Genomic DNA, 16,868 nt, shown 5'->3' with positions numbered 1-16,868 from the left:
TTCTGACAGTTTTTTCTATCTTGCTGGCCGTGTATCACAATCCTGCTGTACTGCAATCAGGGTCCAGGAGGGCCCTGACATCAGACTGCAGGGAAGCATCACACCCGTTGATTTAGAAGGACGCGTTCATGTCTCTGTTCAGACGTTCCGTTACGGAAGGGTTGGGTACGTTTTGGCTGGTGTTGGGTGGCTGCGGGAGTGCCGTTCTGGCCGCAGCCTTCCCGGATGTCGGAATCGGCCTGTTGGGTGTATCGCTGGCCTTCGGGCTTACTGTGTTGACCATGGCATTTGCCATTGGCCATATCAGCGGCTGTCACCTCAACCCGGCGGTCACCGTGGGCTTGGTGGTCGGCGGCAGGTTTGCGGCCAAGGAGATGCCTGCGTATATCGTCGCGCAAGTCATTGGCGGCGTGGTGGCAGCGGCCTTGCTGTACTTCATTGCCAGCGGCAAACCGGGTTTCGAACTGGCGGCGGGGCTGGCATCCAATGGTTACGGTGAACATTCGCCGGGCGGCTATTCAATGGCGGCGGGGTTTGTCACTGAACTGGTGATGACCGCGATGTTCGTGCTGATCATCCTCGGCGCCACCGACCGTCGTGCACCGGCTGGCCTGGCGCCCATCGCCATTGGCCTGGGGCTGACGCTGATCCACCTGATCTCCATTCCGGTCACCAACACCTCGGTCAACCCGGCCCGCAGCACCGGCCCTGCGCTGATTGTCGGCGGGTGGGCAATCCAGCAACTGTGGCTGTTCTGGCTGGCGCCGATCCTTGGCGCGGTGATCGGTGGCATCACCTACCGTTGGCTGGGCAAGGAAGAAAAGGCCTGATCCAACCGCGATGCACCTTGTAGACGCTGGCTTGCCGGCGATAACGGACTAACTGCCAGCACATCATGGGCAGATACACCGTCATCGCCGGCAAGCTGGCCCCTACACCTGTCGATAAGGCAACGCCAAACGCGCCTCCTCGGCATACGCCAGAATCCCCACCCGCTCGCGTTCCAGGAAATCCGCCACAGCGGTTTTCAAGCCTGGATGGCGCAAGTAGTGCCAGGAATGGGTAATCACCGGCTCAAACCCACGAATCAACTTGTGCTCGCCCTGGGCCCCGGCGTCGAAACGCTGCAGGCTATTGGCGATCGCGTAGTCCATGCCTTGATAGAAGCAGGTCTCGAAATGCAGCCGGTCAAATTCGCCCAGGCAGCCCCAATAGCGGCCATATAGGCTGTCGCCTCCGACCAGGCTGAACGCCATGGCCACCGGCCGCGCCCCTTGCTTGGCCAGCACCACCCGTATCGCCTGCGGCATGCGTTCGGCCAGCAGGCTGAAAAACGCGCGAGTCAGGTATGGCGACTGCCGGCGCACGGCGTAGGTGTTGGCGTAGCAGGCGTAGACAAAATCCCACTGGGCCTCGCTCAGCTCATGACCTTGCAGCCACTCGAACTCGATGCCCTGCCCCGCGACCTGTTCGCGCTCCTTGCGCATCTGTTTGCGTTTGCGCGAACTCAGGGCGTCGAGGAAGTCCTGGAAGTCGCGATAACTGCGGTTCTGCCAGTGGAACTGGCAACCCAGACGCGCAAGCCAACCGGGTTGCAGGCCCAGGGCGGCATCGGCCAGGGCATCGGTGAAGTTGATATGGGCACTGGAAAGGCCTTCGATTTCCAGGTAACCAGGCAGGCTCTGGAGCAACTCCAGGCCGTCCGCACCATTGGCCACCAGCAAGCGCGGCCCGCTGACCGGGCTGAAAGGCACTGCTGTCAGCAGTTTGGGGTAGTACTCGATGCCCGCGCGTGCGCAAGCGTCAGCCCAGCCATGGTCGAACACGTATTCGCCATAGGAGTGCCATTTGCGGTAGCTGGGCAGCGCCGCCACCAGCCGCTCTCCCTCGTAATGCAGCAAGTGCTCCGGCTGCCAGCCAGAATGCCGGCCAAGGCTGGCACTGTCTTCCAGCGCACTGAGGAACGCATGGCGCAGAAACGGCTGATCCTCGGGGACCAACGCGTTCCATTCATCAGGCGATACTTCGGACAGGCTATTCAAACGTTTCAACGGCATGCCATTCCCCGACGGTAAACGCTCGCTCACAATATTCAGGCCATTCTGACAGAACCCGCCGCCCGCGCGGGCAGCAAAAAAAAACCCCGCCAATCGGCGGGGTAAAAAAGAGGATCGCGCTTTAACGGATGAAGAAAGAGCGCGTTGGAGCGGTATGACCGTTGCTTAGAACACGTACTGCACACGACCGACGATGGAATCACCGCTGTCATCGCCATTGGCGTTGGTGATCTTGTCGGTGCTGACCTTGCTGTAGTTCAGGGACAGCTTGACCGCTTCGTTGGCGTACCAGTTCACACCCAGGGTGTTGACGTTGGCCTTGGCATCGCCGGTTTCGCGGGTAGCGCTGCTGACGACGATGTTTTTGTCGTCAACCTTGATGTTGTCGTAGCGGTAGAACACTTCCCAGGCGCCGTACTGCTTGTTCTCAGGCTTGATGGCGTCGAACTTGCCGCCGTCGAGCTTGTAGGCACGGGATTCGCCGGTCAGGGTGTAGGCCAGTTGGCCGTAGAAACCGCTGGTTTTCACGTCCTGGTAGGCATTGCTGTCAGCTTTCATCTTGCGGCTCAGGGCTTCAGCCTGCACCGAGAATGGACCGCTGGCGAAGGCAAATTCACCCCCGAATACCGTGTCGGTATCGTAGGCGCCAACCGCCGTCAGGTTGCTGGCGTTCAGGCCCACACCACCGCCGAAAGTCGCGCGGTTGCCGTTGGAGCCGGCATCGTTACCACCGGTAGTTGCTACACCACGGGCGCCGAGACGCGGACGGATCCGCGAGTCGAAGGCGGCGTCGTTCAGGTCACGTGCCGCCAGGTTCAAGCCGAAGTGCAGGACGTTGCCGCCTTTGTTCATCGGTGCCAACACGATACGGCCGTTGAATTGCTTCACGCCCTTGCCGTCTTCGTCGTTGATGTCCTTGGAAGCCAGGCTGGCGGAGCCGTAGAACATATCAGCCGCAGTGCCGCTGACCTGGATGCCCATGCCGTTTTCGTGGGTGTTGACCCAGTCTGCAACCTCGTAAGCCGAGTTACGCTCCATGGCGGTGATCCACTTGGAGCTGGTGGCTTTTTCCAGACCGAAATCCGGGTCAAAGCGACCGACGCGGATGGTCACCGGCTTGAAGCCCACATAGGACATGGACGCTTCGTCGAAGTAACCGTCGTCGGAGTTACCCGAGTTGTGGGAGAAGTCGTAGCTGAGTTGGTATTTGAAATCCTTGTAGACGGTGCCACCCAGCTCCAGGAAGGCGCGACGGAAGTAAGCAGCGTCGCCCGAGTCACCGTTCTTGGTGTAGAAGCCGTCAAATGTGCCGTAATCGGCTTGCAAGCGACCACCCAGCTTGAAGCTGAAGTTCTGGTCGGTGGTAGCAACCTCAAGGCCGCCCTTGGTTTTGACAACGATATCGGCGCCGTCAGTAGTGACAGTACCAGCGAAAGCCTGGGCGGTAACGGCCAGGGCCAGGGCGCTGGCCGCGAAACCGGCGAAGTGCTTACGGATCATCGAAGAATTCCCCTAATTGGTGGTCTTTTGCGTTGGAAAACACACGGGTTCTGGCCCGCTGGTGTTGGGAGGGGATCTTGGCGAGGGGATATTTCAGACAAGTTGCCGCAAGATAAATATTTTATTACAAGGGAACTTTCTTACAACCACTGGGAATAAGCGCAACCCTACGGCCGGCGTGGGTTTGAGCAGAAAAAGTACGAGAAATGCCAGGTGAAAAAAAGGTGAAAAAAACTTACAAACCTGCAATGTTTTTCACCGAAAGGCTTTTCAAAGACGTAAAAAAGCCCACGACGATGACGTCGCAGGCCTTGGGAAGCGCAGACAGCTCTGGGGTCAGGAGTTGCGTTTACGCTCCGAAGCCAGGCGTTCAGCCAACGCCTCGGCATCGCTCACCGGCGGTTCGGGCAGGAGGCGCAAGGTGGCCTGCATCAGGCGCATCTGGCGAATGAAGCGCCGGCAATTGGCACAAAACATCAGGTGATGGCGCATCAACAGGCGCTCACGAAAGGTCAGTTGCCCATCGAGAAAATCGCTGGAGCGCGCCACTTGTTCTTTGCAGGTCAACATTCGCCGGTTTCCTCGAAATGCTCCACCGTAGCGAAGACTTTAAGCCGCGCCCGGTGCAGCAGTACACGCACATTGGAGAGCGAGATCTGCAGAAGATTACAAATCTCCTCCAGCTCCAGCCCCTGGCGCTCGCGCAACAGCAGCACGCTGCTTTGCAGCTCGGAAAGGCTCAGCAAGGTGTGCTCCAGACATTCACGCAGCTCGTTTTCGGTGAGCAGCGCCTCGGGAGTGTCCTGGTGCCAGGCAAAGGGCGCAATCAGCCAATGCTCATCACCGGCGGCAAAGCGCTCATCGCCGATGGTGCCGTGGGGCGACGGCAGGTCGTCCAGCAACACCTCGCGACGGTTCTGCTTGTAGCGCCCCTTGGCCGAGTTGGCGGTGATGGTCAGCAGCCAGGTCTTGAGGCTGGAACGCCCCTCAAACCGGGCAAGGCTGCGCACTACCGAGAGCCAGGCGTCCTGCACCACCTCGTCGGCATGGCGCTGGCCAACGATGGCGTAGGCCACCGCACGCATCGCGCTCTGGTAGGTGGTGACCAACTCCTTGTAGGCCTGCTGCTCACCCTTGAGCAGGCGTTCAAGCAGGTGCGCGTCGTCGGCTGCTGCCATTCAAAACCTCATTGTGCAAGACGTGACCGCAATTGCCTGGCTCTTAGCGCTTGCGCAGGATCACGCTGCCAATCGAATACCCGGCGCCAAACGAGCTGAGTACCGCCAGCGCGCCCTTGGGCAGGTCGTCCTGGTAGGTGTGGAACGCAATCACCGAACCTGCCGAACTGGTGTTGGCGTAGGTATCGAGAATCACCGGTGCTTCTTCGATCTCGGCTTCACGGCCCAGCAGCTTCTTGACGATCAGATGGTTCATGCTCAGGTTTGCCTGGTGCAGCCAGAAGCGTTTCACATCGGTAACGCTCAACTGGTTTTCCGTCAGGTGCTGGCCGATCAATTCGGCAACCATCGGGCAGACATCACGGAAGACTTTGCGGCCTTCTTGCACGAAAAGCTTGTCTGGTGCACCAATCCCCTCTTCCGCCGCGCGGTTGAGGAAGCCGAAATTGTTGCGAATGGTATTGGAAAACTTGGTCAGCAACTTGGTGCTCACCACGTCGAACTGGTGCTCGGACGTCGCCAGGTCGGCACGCTCCAGAATCACCGCAGTCGCCGCGTCGCCAAAGATGAAGTGGCTGTCACGGTCACGGAAGTTCAGGTGGCCGGTGCAGATCTCCGGGTTGACCATCAGGATCGCCCGGGCCTGGCCCAGCTGGATGCTGTTGCAGGCGTTCTGGATACCGAAAGTCGCCGAAGAACACGCCACGTTCATGTCAAAACCAAAACCCTGGATGCCCAGGGCTTCCTGGACTTCGATGGCAATGGCTGGATAGGCGCGTTGCAGGTTGGAGCAGGCGACGATCACCCCGTCGATATCGGCGGCGGTCTTGCCGGCACGCTGCAGGGCTTGCTCGGCGGCGCCCACGGCCATCTGGCAGAGGATCGACCACTCGTCGTTGGATCGCTCCGGCAGGCGGGGGGTCATGCGCTTGGGGTCGAGGATGCCGTCCTTGTCCATGACAAAACGGCTCTTGATACCCGAAGCCTTTTCGATAAAGGCGGCGCTGGATTCGGTCAACGCCTGAACGTCGCCCTGCTCGATGGCCACGGCGTTGTCGGCATTGAACTGTTGAACGTAAGCATTGAAAGACTGCACCAGCTCTTCGTTGGAGATGCTGTTGGCCGGGGTGTACAGGCCTGTGCCGCTGATGACGACGTTATGCACGGTCGTTCCTCTAAATCTGTTCAGGCAGAAGGGATTGGTACCTTCGTACCAAACCGTAAGTCGCTCTAGTCCGCCGCGCGGACATCAAACGGGGAAACGCTTTGTCCCGGCGCGTCGAGGCTGATACAGCCAATCTAGACGATCCCGGCATTTATAGCGGCGAAGTTTGCCATAAACCGGGGGGTTTGGCGCCTGTCACGCGCACACCCGCCCCCGGCACTACAGGTCAAGGTTCGACCTGGCTCCACTGTTTACTCAAGCGCTTATCGGAAATCGGTGCCTTGGTGCCCAACTGCTGGGCAAACAACGACACCCGGTATTCCTCCAGCCACCAGCGGTAAAGCGCCAGCTGCGGATCGCGCTTGCCTTCCTGGGTGTGCTTGTTCAGGCGCGTCTGGTACTGGCTCCACAGGCCACTCAACTCGCTGCTCCAGACCCGGTCCTTCTGCACTTGGCTGGGCAGTTTTTCCAGGCGTAGCTCGATGGCCTTGAGATAGCGCGGCAGTTCCTTGAACCACTGCGCCGGGGTTTCGCGCACAAAGCCCGGGTACACCAGGTTGCTTAGTTGCTGCTTGATATCGTTGAGTGCCACGGCCTGGGCCAGGTCGATCTTGCCCTTGAAACGTTTTTGCAGGCCATGCCACAGCTTCAATACTTCCAGGGTCAGGCGCGCCAGGCGTTCAGCGTGCTCGGTCCAGCTACCACGCTTGCGCTCGGCCAGGGCTGCCAGCCCCGCGCCATCCCGGGGCAGACTGGCCTCGCCTTCCAGCACGCAGGTGTCGAGGCTGGCCAGCAAAATGTCTTCCACCAGGGCGTCGATACGTCCCAGCTCGCGGTACATCAGCCCCAGCTCGGTAAGGCCCGGCAGCTTGCCGCGCAGGAATTTTGCCGGTTCGGCCAATTGCTGCATCAACAAGCGCTGCAAGGCGCGGCGATGCTGGAACTCGGCTTCGGCGGCCGTGGAGAAACGTCCTTCCTTGACCGTGCCGTTTTCTTCTACCAGCGCCGGATACACCGTCATCGACAGGCCCGCAATCTTCTGCTGGGTAGTCTCGGCAACCGCCGCGAAGACCTTGGCCTCCACCGGCTGCTGGCTTTTGGCAGTTTGCGGCACTGCCAGGGCGGCCTGGCTGGCTTCGACAAACCGCGCAGTCAGCGCTGCCAGGTCGCGGCCCTCACCGAGGAACTTGCCCTGGGCATCGACCACTTCCAGGTTCATCTTCAGGTGGTTTTCCACCTGCTGCGCGGCTTCGCTCCAGGCTTCGTCGCTGACCCGCGCGCCGGTCATGCGCAACAGCTCACGCCCCAGCGCCTGGGGCAGCGAGCCCTGGGCAAATTCGATCCGTTGCAGCGCGGCCTTGACGAAGTCCGGCACCGGCACGAAGTTCTTGCGCAGGGCCTTGGGCAGGTTGCGCACCAGGGCAATGCACTTGGCTTCGATCAGCCCGGGCACCAGCCACTCCAGGCGCTCGGCGGGCAAGGCCGGCAACAGCGGTGCGGGCACGCGCAAGGTCACACCGTCGCGCGGGTGGTTGGGTTCAAAGTGATAACTCAAGGCCAGGGCCAGGTCGCCCAGGTGCAAGGTGTCAGGGTAATGGGCGGCGGTGACTTCACTGGCTTCGCGGGCCAGCACGTCTTCTTCGCGCATGATCAGCAGTTGCGGGTCTTTCTGGCTGGTGATCTTGTACCAACTGTCGAAGGTCGCCGTCTGGTGGATCTCTGCCGGCAGGCGCGCGTCGTAGAAGGCGTACAGGGTTTCTTCGTCAGCCAGGATATCGCGGCGCCGGGCCTTGGCTTCCAGTTCGTCCAATTGCTCCAGCAGCTGTTGATTGGCAGTCAGGCACTTGGCCCGGGACTGGATCTCGCCACGCACCAGGCCTTCGCGGATAAACAGCTCGCGGGACACCACGGGGTCCACCGGCCCGTAATGCACGGGCCGGCGCCCCACCACAATCAGGCCGAACAGGGTGATCTGTTCAAAGGCCACGACCTGGCCGCGCTTCTTCTCCCAGTGGGGTTCGAAGTGGTTTTTCTTGATCAGGTGCCCGGCCAATGGCTCGATCCAGTCGGCATCAATCTTGGCCACCATGCGCGCATACAGCTTGGTGGTCTCCACCAGTTCGGCGGTCATCAACCATTGCGGGCGCTTCTTGCCGATGCCCGATGACGGATGAATCCAGAAGCGCCGCTGGCGGGCGCCGAGGTAGTCGCCGTCTTCGGTTTTCTGGCCGATCTGGCTCAACAGGCCGGACAGCACCGCCTTGTGCAGTTTCGCGAAGTCCGCCGGTTCCTTGTTGACCGTCAACTGCATATCACGGCAGATCAGGCTCAACTGGCGATGGGAGTCGCGCCACTCACGCAGGCGCAGGTAATTGAGGAAGTTCTTGCGGCACCAGTTGCGCAGCGGGCTGGCGGTCAGTTCCTGGCGCTGCTCTTCAAAGCCGCGCCACAGATTGACCAGCCCGGCGAAGTCCGAATCGGGATCCTTCCATTGCGCGTGGGCCTGGTCGGCCGCTTGCTGGCGCTCCGGCGGGCGCTCGCGCGGGTCCTGGATCGACATGGCACTGGCGACGATCAGCACTTCCTGCAAACTGCCGAGCTTGGCCGCTTCCAACAGCATGCGGCCCATGCGCGGGTCCACCGGCAGGCGCGCCAGTTGCCGGCCCAGGGGTGTCAGCTGGCTGTTACGGTCCACCGCCGAGAGTTCCTGCAGCAGGTTGAAGCCATCGCTGATGGCCTTGCCATCCGGCGGCTCGATAAACGGGAAGTCGGTAATTTCACCCAGGCGCAGGTGCAGCATCTGCAGGATCACCGCCGCCAGGTTAGTGCGCAGGATCTCCGGGTCGGTAAATTCCGGGCGCCCGATAAAATCTTCTTCGCTGAACAGGCGCACGCAAATGCCCGGCTCGACCCGACCGCAGCGGCCCTTGCGCTGGTTGGCGCTGGCCTGGGAAATCGCCTCGATCGGCAGGCGCTGGACCTTGGCCCGGTAGCTGTAGCGGCTGATGCGTGCGGTGCCGCTGTCGATCACATAGCGGATGCCCGGCACGGTCAGCGAGGTTTCCGCGACGTTGGTTGCCAGCACCACGCGCCGCCCCGGATGGGACTGGAAAATACGCTGCTGCTCGGCCGGCGACAGGCGCGCGTACAACGGCAGGATTTCCGTGTGCTTGAGCTGGGCCTTGCGCAGCATATCGGCGGCATCGCGGATCTCGCGCTCACCGGGCAGGAACACCAGCACATCGCCTGGGCTCTTGCGCTCGCTGCGTTCAAAGGCGGCGATTTCATCAAGGGTGGCAAGGATCGCCTGGTCCACGGTCAAGTCGTCTTCGACGCGGTTGCCTTCCTCGTCCTGCTCCAGGGTCAGCGGGCGATACCAGGTTTCCACCGGGAACGTGCGCCCGGAGACCTCGACAATCGGCGCATCGTCGAAGTGCTTGGAAAAGCGCTCCAGGTCGATGGTCGCCGAGGTGATGATGACTTTCAGGTCCGGGCGGCGTGGCAGCAGGGTCTTCAGGTAACCAAGCAGGAAGTCGATGTTCAGGCTGCGCTCGTGGGCTTCGTCGACGATGATTGTGTCGTAGCGCTCGAGGTATCGGTCGTTCTGGGTTTCGGCCAGCAGGATGCCGTCGGTCATCAGCTTGATCAGGGTGTTGGCGTCGCTCTGGTCCTCGAACCGCACCTGATAGCCCACCAGCGCCCCCAGCGGGGTGGCCAACTCTTCCGCGACCCGGCTCGCCACACTGCGCGCGGCGATCCGCCGGGGCTGGGTATGGCCGATCAAGCCGTACTGGCCGCGACCGATTTCCAGGCAGATCTTCGGCAACTGCGTGGTTTTACCCGAGCCGGTTTCGCCCGCGATGATCAGCACCTGATGCTTGAGCAACGCCGCCTTGATCTCGTCGCGCTTGGCGGCGATGGGCAGGCTGTCGTCATAGCGGACCTGCGGCACGCTGGCCGCGCGCGCCGTGACCTGGGCACAGGACGCCTGCATGCGCGCCACCCACTGCGCCAGCTTCTCCTCATCGGGCTTCTTGCGCAGCTCAAGCAACTGCCGACGCAAGCGGTGGCGGTCGGCGAGCATGGCGTGATCGAGGTTTTTCAGGAGTTGGTCGATAGCGGGCGCTTGGTCAGTCATCAGGTACTTTGAAGGTCGTCTATTTATGCACGGCCGGCAATTGTGGCAGAAAAGCGCACACAACGTTAAAGGCCGCGTAAATCACGCGTGGGAGCTGTCGAGCCCCGGCGAGGCTGCGATGACGGCGGCACGGCCAACATCAATGCTGCCAGGCCCAGCGCTATCGCAGCCTCGCCGGGGCTCGACAGCTCCCACAGGGTTTAGCCCCTATTCGTTATCCAGGCCCTTGCGCCGATACGGGAACACATCAATCACCTTCCCCGCCCGAATCGCCTCCTGCAGGCCTTTCCAGTAGTCGGCGTTGTACAACTCGCCGTGCAGCTCATCGAACAAACGCCGTTGCCCGGCATCGGCAAACAGAAATGGCGGGAACTCTTCGGGGAACACGTCCAGCGGGCCGATGGAGTACCAGGGCTCGGAGGCCATTTCATCTTCCGGGGTGCGCGGTGCCGGGATATGGCGGAAGTTGGCTTCGGTGAGGAAGCAGATCTCGTCGTAGTCGTAGAACACCACGCGACCATGACGGGTGACGCCAAAGTTTTTCAGCAGCATGTCGCCGGGAAAGATATTCGCCGCCGCCAATTGCTTGATGGCCAGGCCGTAGTCTTCGAGGGCTTCGCGCACCTGGGCCTCGTTGGCGTTCTCCAGGTAGAGGTTGAGCGGAGTCATGCGCCGCTCGGTCCAGCAGTGGCGAATCAGTACCGTGTCGCCTTCCACCTCGACTGTGCCGGCAGCCACTTCCAGCAATTCGGCCAGGCATTCAGGCTCGAATTTGCTCAAGGGGAAACGGAAGTCGGCAAACTCCTGGGTATCGGCCATGCGCCCGACCCGGTCGACACTTTTCACCAGGCGGTACTTCTCGATCACCGTGGCGCGGTTGACGTTTTTCGATGGCGAGAAACGGTCCTTGATGATTTTGAACACCGTGTTGAAACCCGGCAGGGTGAACACGCTCATGACCATCCCGCGCACGCCCGGGGCCATGATGAACTGGTCATCGGTGCTGGCCAGGTGGTTGATCAGCGCCCGGTAGAACTCCGACTTGCCGTGTTTGTAGAAGCCGATGGAGGTGTACAACTCGGCGATGTGCTTGCCCGGCAGGATGCGTTTGAGAAAGCCGATGAATTCCGCCGGCACCGGCACATCCACCATGAAATAGGAGCGGGTGAACGAGAAGATGATCGACACATCGGCTTCATCGGTGATCAACGCGTCGATGCGGATACCCTGCCCTTCGCGGTGCAGCAGCGGAATCACCAGCGGCCACTGTTCATCGCGGGTGTAGAGGCGGCCCACCAGGTACGCGCCCTTGTTGCGATAGAGCACCGAGGAAAACAGCTCGACGTTGAGGTCCGGATCCTTGCACACCCAGTCCGGCAGGTTCTCGCGCAGTTGTGCTTCCAGGCGCTGCAGGTCGGCAGGCAGGTCGGCGTAGGGCTCGCTGAAGCGGTAGTCGCTGAAGATCTGCTCGAGCATGCCCGCCAGTTGGCCCTGGGGCTTGTAGGTACGGGTTTGCGCAGCACGGGCGCGGCGCAGGCTCGGGCGGGTGGTATGGATGAACATGCAGCCGTCGCTGATCAGGTCGTGGCTGAACAGCCCGCAAAAGATCGAGTTGTACCAGGTCTCGGACAGCTCATCGTCAAACCGCAGGTCGATCAGGCTGATATAGGCACTCTTGACCAGGGGCCAGGACTGGATGTCCAGCAGCGCGCCCTCGTCGAAGGTAGCCCGCAAACGCGTGGTGACTTCGCCGACCTTCTCTTCATACAGGTTGATCCGCGCCGCCGAGGCCGTTTGCGCCTCTTGCCACTGGGCCTTTTCAAAACGCTCACGGGCGCCGTCGGTGATCTGGCGAAAGTGTTCGCGGTAATCGTCGAAGCCATCGAGGATCATCTGGGCGATGGACTGCGCGGTGTCGATGGCAGACGTTTGCTGCGGCATGTCGGAGACCTCTGCGGGCATTCGGAAGACCTGAGATTAGCCAGTGTCCGCAGCCAGGAGAAGTACAATTTTTGCTGGGAGCTGTGTCCCGGATAGAGGGGCTTCAAACCCTGGCCGTGCACCTCAGTGGCTGGGTGACGCGCTTTATTGTGCAGTGGATACGTAAAAGATTGTGTCAGGCAGGCCCCTGGGCAACACTCTCGCCCTGGTTAAGAAGGAGTTGTCCGTGAGACCTGTCGACACCCTGTACCTGCTGGTACTGGCCGCCATCTGGGGCGCGAGCTTTTTGTTCATGCGAATCATCGCACCGGAAATCGGTACGCTGCCCACGGCGTTTTTCCGCGTTTCGATAGCCGCCGCCGGCCTGCTGGTGATCCTGGCCCTACTGCGGGTGCGCTGGGACTTCCAGGGCAAGTTCAAGACCGTGCTGTTGCTGGGGGTGATCAACTCGGGCATTCCCGCCACCATGTATTCGGTGGCGGCCCAGGTCTTGCCGGCGGGTTACTCGGCGATTTTCAATGCGACGACGCCGTTGATGGGGGTGTTGATTGGCGGGCTGTTTTTCCATGAACGGCTGACCCCCTCGAAGATCGCCGGGGTGTGCCTGGGGCTGTTCGGCGTAGGCATCCTGACGCGGGCCGGGCCGGTGGCATTTGACCTGGAACTGCTGATGGGCGCCCTCGCCTGCCTGTTGGCCACCACCTGCTACGGCTTCGCCGGCTTCCTGGCGCGCCGCTGGCTGGATCAACAGGGTGGCCTGGACAGCCGTCTTTCAGCACTGGGCAGCATGCTCGGCGCCACATTGTTTCTCTTACCCTGGTTTGGCTGGAACGCCATCAGCCATCCGCCGGCCAGCTGGGGCGGCTGGAATGTGTGGTTGTCGTTGCTGGGCCTGGGGCTGCTGTGTACGGCGTTCGCCTACATCTTGTACTTCCGTTTGCTGACCTCCATCGGGCCAGTGAAGTCGATGACGGTCACCTTCATGATTCCGCCATTCGGCGTGTTGTGGGGGGCGTTGCTGCTGGATGAGCCATTGTCCATGGCGCACCTGTATGGCGGGATGTTGATCGCGGGGGCATTGTGGCTGGTGCTGCGGCCGGGGAAATTGATCAAAGCTGTGTAGGAGCCGGCTTCCGGCTCCTACACAGGGGGATCATGCTTTACGGAAGACGAATACCAACCCAATGATGATCAAACCCATCCCCAGCACGCTCAGCACTGCCAGCCGATTGCCGAAGATCAGGTAGTCCATCACCGCAGTGACTGCCGGCACCAGGTAGAACAGGCTGGTGACATTCACCAGGTTACCCCGTGCAATCAGGCGGTACAGCAGCAGCGTCGCCAACACAGACACCACCAGCCCCATCCACAGCACCGGCAGGTAGAAGCCGCTGTTGTGCTCGAAAGCAAAGGGCTGGAACGGCACGAACACTGCGCACAACAACAAGCCCGCCAGGTACTGCACCGGCAAGGTGCCCAATGGGTTATCGGTGATGCGCTTCTGCATGATCGAGCCCAGGGTCATGCTCGCCAGCGCCAGCAAACCAAACAGCATGCCGGCCAGGGACATGCCGGCCAGACCGATGCCCTGGTACACCACCATGATCAGGCCCGCCAACCCCAACGCCAGGCCGAACATCCGGCGCCATGAACGCTGGCGCTCCATCAGCACCACGGTGAGGATCGGTTGCACACCCATGATGGTCGCCATCACGCCGGGGGTGACCTTCAGGTCCAGGGCCAGCAGATAAAAAATCTGATAGGCCCCCAATAGCACCAGCCCGGTGGCCGCCGCATACCACAGCGGTTTGCCCGTGCGCGGCAACTGCAGCTTGAGGATCGGCACCAGCAGCACCAGACCCGCCAGGGCAATGGCAAAGCGGATCAACAGGAAGGCAAAGGGTGACGCATGGGCCAGGCCCAACTTGGAGAAAATCGCCCCGCTGCTCCACAGCAGGACAAACAGGCTCGTCGAGGCCGCCGCGGCCACGGATTGTTTCGAAATAACAGACATAAGAACACCTGTAGTCAGGCAAAAAGCCAACTCAGCCAAGGCTGAAATTCAGTAGGTTCGGTACAGGCGGGCAACGGGGAACAGCGGTTTGCTGATCAGCCCGAAACGCCAACGCCCGGCGGTGATACGACTGCGTACACCGGCGTGCTACTGACAGGTGGGGGGTAATGACTGATCTGCACAAGCTGCTGATTCCCGCACGGCACGACTGCAGCGTTGACCGCTGAATCGACTACCGCTATGCATGGGGATGCAGGCATGGGCTGATCTTTTTTGAAGGGATGAAAGGTGCTGCGAAACACCTGGCGCCGACTATAACCAGCCGGCGACACGCTTTGCAATGGCTTTGCCAAAAGACCAGTAAGGACACGTTGAGAAACCACCTCTAGCCTTGGGAAAAACCAACGCACTCCACTTAAGGAGACTTTCGACTCATGACCGCCAATGCCAAAAACACGCGACGCCTTGCGATTCCAGCTCTACCGATCCAAAGCCTTACGCCTTGCTACTGCATCGACGCATCTCCCCTCTATCAAAACCTGGGCTTTGACTTCGATTCACGGAGCAGGCTTGTGATAGCGGTAGAGAACGAATAGCTTCGAAAACATGTTCAATTAATGATCAATTGTGGAGGCTGCATGGGAGAACGTATAAAAAAACCGCTCATACGAGCGGTTTTTTTGAACCCATCAGCCAAATAACCAATACACCAACGCCACAACCACCACCGCCGCCAACACCGGCCGCATGATGCGATAGGCTTTGGGATGCTTGCGCTTCCACTGCTTGACCACCCCACTGAAGCGATCGCTGAAGCTCTTGCTCCAGGCATAGGCCTGGTTGATCCCGCCCACGCGCTCGTCATCCAGATTCTGTGGCGCGGTTGCACGGCCTAGCTGGGCACTGACCCAACGGTTGATGCGGGTCATCAGCCGGTTGCTCAGTGGTCGCTCGATATCACAGAACAGAATCACCCGGGTCTTCTCGGTTTCGTTCTTTACCCAGTGCACGTAGGTTTCGTCGAACATCACGTCTTCGCCATCACGCCAGGCGTAGATCTGGCCATCGACGAAAATGCGGCAGTCGTCGGAATTGGGTGTCGACAACCCCAAGTGATATCGCAGGGAGCCGGCAAACGGATCGCGATGGGGGTTGAGGTGGCTGCCACCGGGCAACAGCGCAAACATGGCGCCCTTGACGTTGGGGATGCTGCTGACCAGGGCCACGGTTTTCGGGCACAGCAGCTCGGCCGACGGCAGCGGTTTGTCGTACCACTTGAGGTAGAAGCGCTTCCAACCTTTCTTGAAGAACGAGCCAAAACCGGCATCGTTGTTCTTCTCGGCGGCGCGGATATAGCCTTCGTCGAACAGGTGCATGGCCTCGTCGCGAATCACTTCCCAGTTGTCCTTGAGCACATCCAGCTCGGGGAACTTGCTGCGGTCCAGGTAGGGCTTGGACGGCACCGCCGAGAAGATGTACATCAAGGCGTTGTAAGGGGCGAACAAGGCCGAATGGTTGACGAACTGGCGCAGCACCGGCAAACGTGCCTTGCCGCGCAAATGCACGTACAGCGTACTGCCGATAAACAGCAACAGCACCGACAGCTTGGCGGCCAAAGAAAAGGTCATGCAGCAACTCCTGGAAATAGCCTCCCGGCAGCGGGAAACCAGACATAGCAGCCGGCCATGATAAACACTCCGGGCCGGAGGAAAAACCCGCGTTATCCAACAATCCGTTTTAAGGGGCCCGCGGCGAACAATCAATTATGCATATGAGGCATAAAACCGGGCTGATATGGATCAACCCGATTTCGGTACACCGACACCTGCAACGTCAGGCCTGGTTTTCCTGATCGGTGAACAGATCGCTGAACAGCATGCTCGACAGGTAGCGCTCACCGGAGTCCGGCAGGATCACCACGATGGTCTTGCCCTGCATTTCCGGTTTCTCGGCCAGACGCACCGCCACCGCCATGGCCGCGCCACAGGAAATCCCGCACAGGATGCCTTCCTCCTGCATCAACCGCAGGGCCATGGCCTTGGATTCGTCGTCACTGACCAACTCCACCCGGTCCACCATCGACAGATCAAGGTTCTTCGGCACAAAACCCGCGCCAATCCCCTGGATCTTGTGGGGGCTGGGCTTGATCTCTTCGCCAGCCAACGCCTGGGTAATCACCGGCGAGCTGATGGGCTCCACCGCCACCGAGAGGATCGGCTTGCCTGCAGTGTTTTTGATATAGCGCGATACACCCGTGAGGGTCCCGCCCGTGCCAACGCCTGCCACCAGCACATCCACCGCGCCATCGGTGTCGTTCCAGATTTCCGGGCCGGTGGTTTTTTCGTGGATGGCCGGGTTGGCCGGGTTGTCGAACTGGGCCGGCATGAAATAGGTCGCCGGGTCGCTGGCAAGGATTTCACTGGCTTTCTCGATGGCGCCTTTCATGCCCTTGGCCGGCTCGGTCAGCACCAGTTCGGCACCCAGGGCCTTGAGCACCTTGCGCCGCTCGATACTCATGGACGCGGGCATGGTCAGCAACAATTTGTAGCCACGGGCCGCGGCGACAAAGGCCAGGCCAATCCCAGTGTTGCCTGAGGTCGGCTCGACGATGGTCATGCCCGGCTTGAGTTTGCCGCTGCTTTCCGCGTCCCAGATCATGTTCGCGCCGATCCGGCACTTCACCGAATACCCAGGGTTACGCCCTTCGATCTTGGCCAGGATGGTCACGCCACGGGGCGCGATACGGTTGATCTGAACCAGGGGCGTGTTACCGATGGAGTGCGCGTTGTCTGCAAAAATGCGGCTCATGGCGGGGTCCTTTAGGCGGTTTTCAGGAAGGCAACAAGGGTATGCCTCGTACTCCAAGGCGTCCAGT

12 protein-coding genes are annotated in these 16,868 nt (G+C 60.7%); 2 read left to right on the top strand and 10 right to left on the bottom strand.

The annotated features are described in order from the left end of the window. Nucleotides 1-128: 128 nt before the first annotated feature. Nucleotides 129-830 carry an aquaporin Z gene (aqpZ, locus tag JFT44_RS12985; RefSeq protein ID WP_057441240.1) on the top strand — a complete coding sequence of 234 codons (702 nt, stop codon included), beginning with the start codon at nucleotides 129-131 and terminating at the stop codon, nucleotides 828-830. Between the two features lie 102 nt (nucleotides 831-932). Here the strand turns inward: aqpZ and JFT44_RS12980 are convergent, their stop codons facing one another. The 7 genes from JFT44_RS12980 to aceK form a co-directional block, all read right to left on the bottom strand. Next, on the bottom strand, nucleotides 933-2,057 hold the full coding sequence (locus JFT44_RS12980) for a GNAT family N-acetyltransferase (RefSeq protein WP_198830782.1): 1,125 nt from the start codon (nucleotides 2,055-2,057) through the stop codon (nucleotides 933-935). A 165-nt stretch (nucleotides 2,058-2,222) separates the two neighbouring features. Then, the gene (locus JFT44_RS12975; RefSeq protein ID WP_057958824.1) at nucleotides 2,223-3,557 is read right to left on the bottom strand and encodes an OprO/OprP family phosphate-selective porin; all 1,335 of its coding nucleotides are present in this window, start codon (nucleotides 3,555-3,557) and stop codon (nucleotides 2,223-2,225) included. Nucleotides 3,558-3,893: 336 nt separating this feature from the next. Continuing rightward, entirely contained in the window at nucleotides 3,894-4,127 is a 234-nt protein-coding gene (locus JFT44_RS12970; protein WP_057441249.1) for an anti-sigma factor, read from the bottom strand. Continuing rightward, nucleotides 4,121-4,735 (bottom strand): RNA polymerase sigma factor, encoded by a 615-nt coding sequence (locus JFT44_RS12965; RefSeq protein WP_057441254.1) that lies wholly within the window; start codon nucleotides 4,733-4,735, stop codon nucleotides 4,121-4,123. Before JFT44_RS12965 ends, JFT44_RS12970 begins: the two co-directional genes overlap by 7 nt. 43 nt (nucleotides 4,736-4,778) lie before the next feature. Further along, nucleotides 4,779-5,900, bottom strand: a complete 1,122-nt coding sequence (locus JFT44_RS12960) for a beta-ketoacyl-ACP synthase III (RefSeq protein WP_057958823.1) — start codon at nucleotides 5,898-5,900, stop codon at nucleotides 4,779-4,781. Between the two features lie 226 nt (nucleotides 5,901-6,126). Then, the gene (gene hrpA, locus JFT44_RS12955; RefSeq protein ID WP_057958822.1) at nucleotides 6,127-10,038 is read right to left on the bottom strand and encodes an ATP-dependent RNA helicase HrpA; all 3,912 of its coding nucleotides are present in this window, start codon (nucleotides 10,036-10,038) and stop codon (nucleotides 6,127-6,129) included. Between the two features lie 207 nt (nucleotides 10,039-10,245). Further along, the gene (gene aceK, locus JFT44_RS12950) at nucleotides 10,246-11,979 is read right to left on the bottom strand and encodes a bifunctional isocitrate dehydrogenase kinase/phosphatase (RefSeq protein ID WP_057441325.1); all 1,734 of its coding nucleotides are present in this window, start codon (nucleotides 11,977-11,979) and stop codon (nucleotides 10,246-10,248) included. A 226-nt stretch (nucleotides 11,980-12,205) separates the two neighbouring features. On the opposite strand from aceK, the gene JFT44_RS12945 reads away from it, so the two are divergent. After that, nucleotides 12,206-13,102, top strand: a complete 897-nt coding sequence (locus JFT44_RS12945; RefSeq protein WP_120732165.1) for a DMT family transporter — start codon at nucleotides 12,206-12,208, stop codon at nucleotides 13,100-13,102. A gap of 30 nt (nucleotides 13,103-13,132) precedes the next feature. Here the strand turns inward: JFT44_RS12945 and JFT44_RS12940 are convergent, their stop codons facing one another. The 3 genes from JFT44_RS12940 to cysK form a co-directional block, all read right to left on the bottom strand. After that, complete coding sequence (locus JFT44_RS12940) at nucleotides 13,133-13,993, bottom strand: DMT family transporter (RefSeq protein ID WP_198830781.1); 861 nt, start codon at nucleotides 13,991-13,993, stop codon at nucleotides 13,133-13,135. Nucleotides 13,994-14,682: 689 nt separating this feature from the next. Further along, nucleotides 14,683-15,621 carry an aspartyl/asparaginyl beta-hydroxylase domain-containing protein gene (locus JFT44_RS12935; RefSeq protein ID WP_057441260.1) on the bottom strand — a complete coding sequence of 313 codons (939 nt, stop codon included), beginning with the start codon at nucleotides 15,619-15,621 and terminating at the stop codon, nucleotides 14,683-14,685. A 205-nt stretch (nucleotides 15,622-15,826) separates the two neighbouring features. After that, nucleotides 15,827-16,801 (bottom strand): cysteine synthase A, encoded by a 975-nt coding sequence (cysK, locus tag JFT44_RS12930; protein WP_057958819.1) that lies wholly within the window; start codon nucleotides 16,799-16,801, stop codon nucleotides 15,827-15,829. Between the last annotated feature and the right edge of the window lie 67 nt (nucleotides 16,802-16,868).

It is taken from the genome of Pseudomonas sp. MF5691 (assembly GCF_016405645.1).
Classification (GTDB): domain Bacteria; phylum Pseudomonadota; class Gammaproteobacteria; order Pseudomonadales; family Pseudomonadaceae; genus Aquipseudomonas; species Aquipseudomonas shahriarae.
This window is presented reverse-complemented; position numbering and strand designations above follow the sequence as displayed.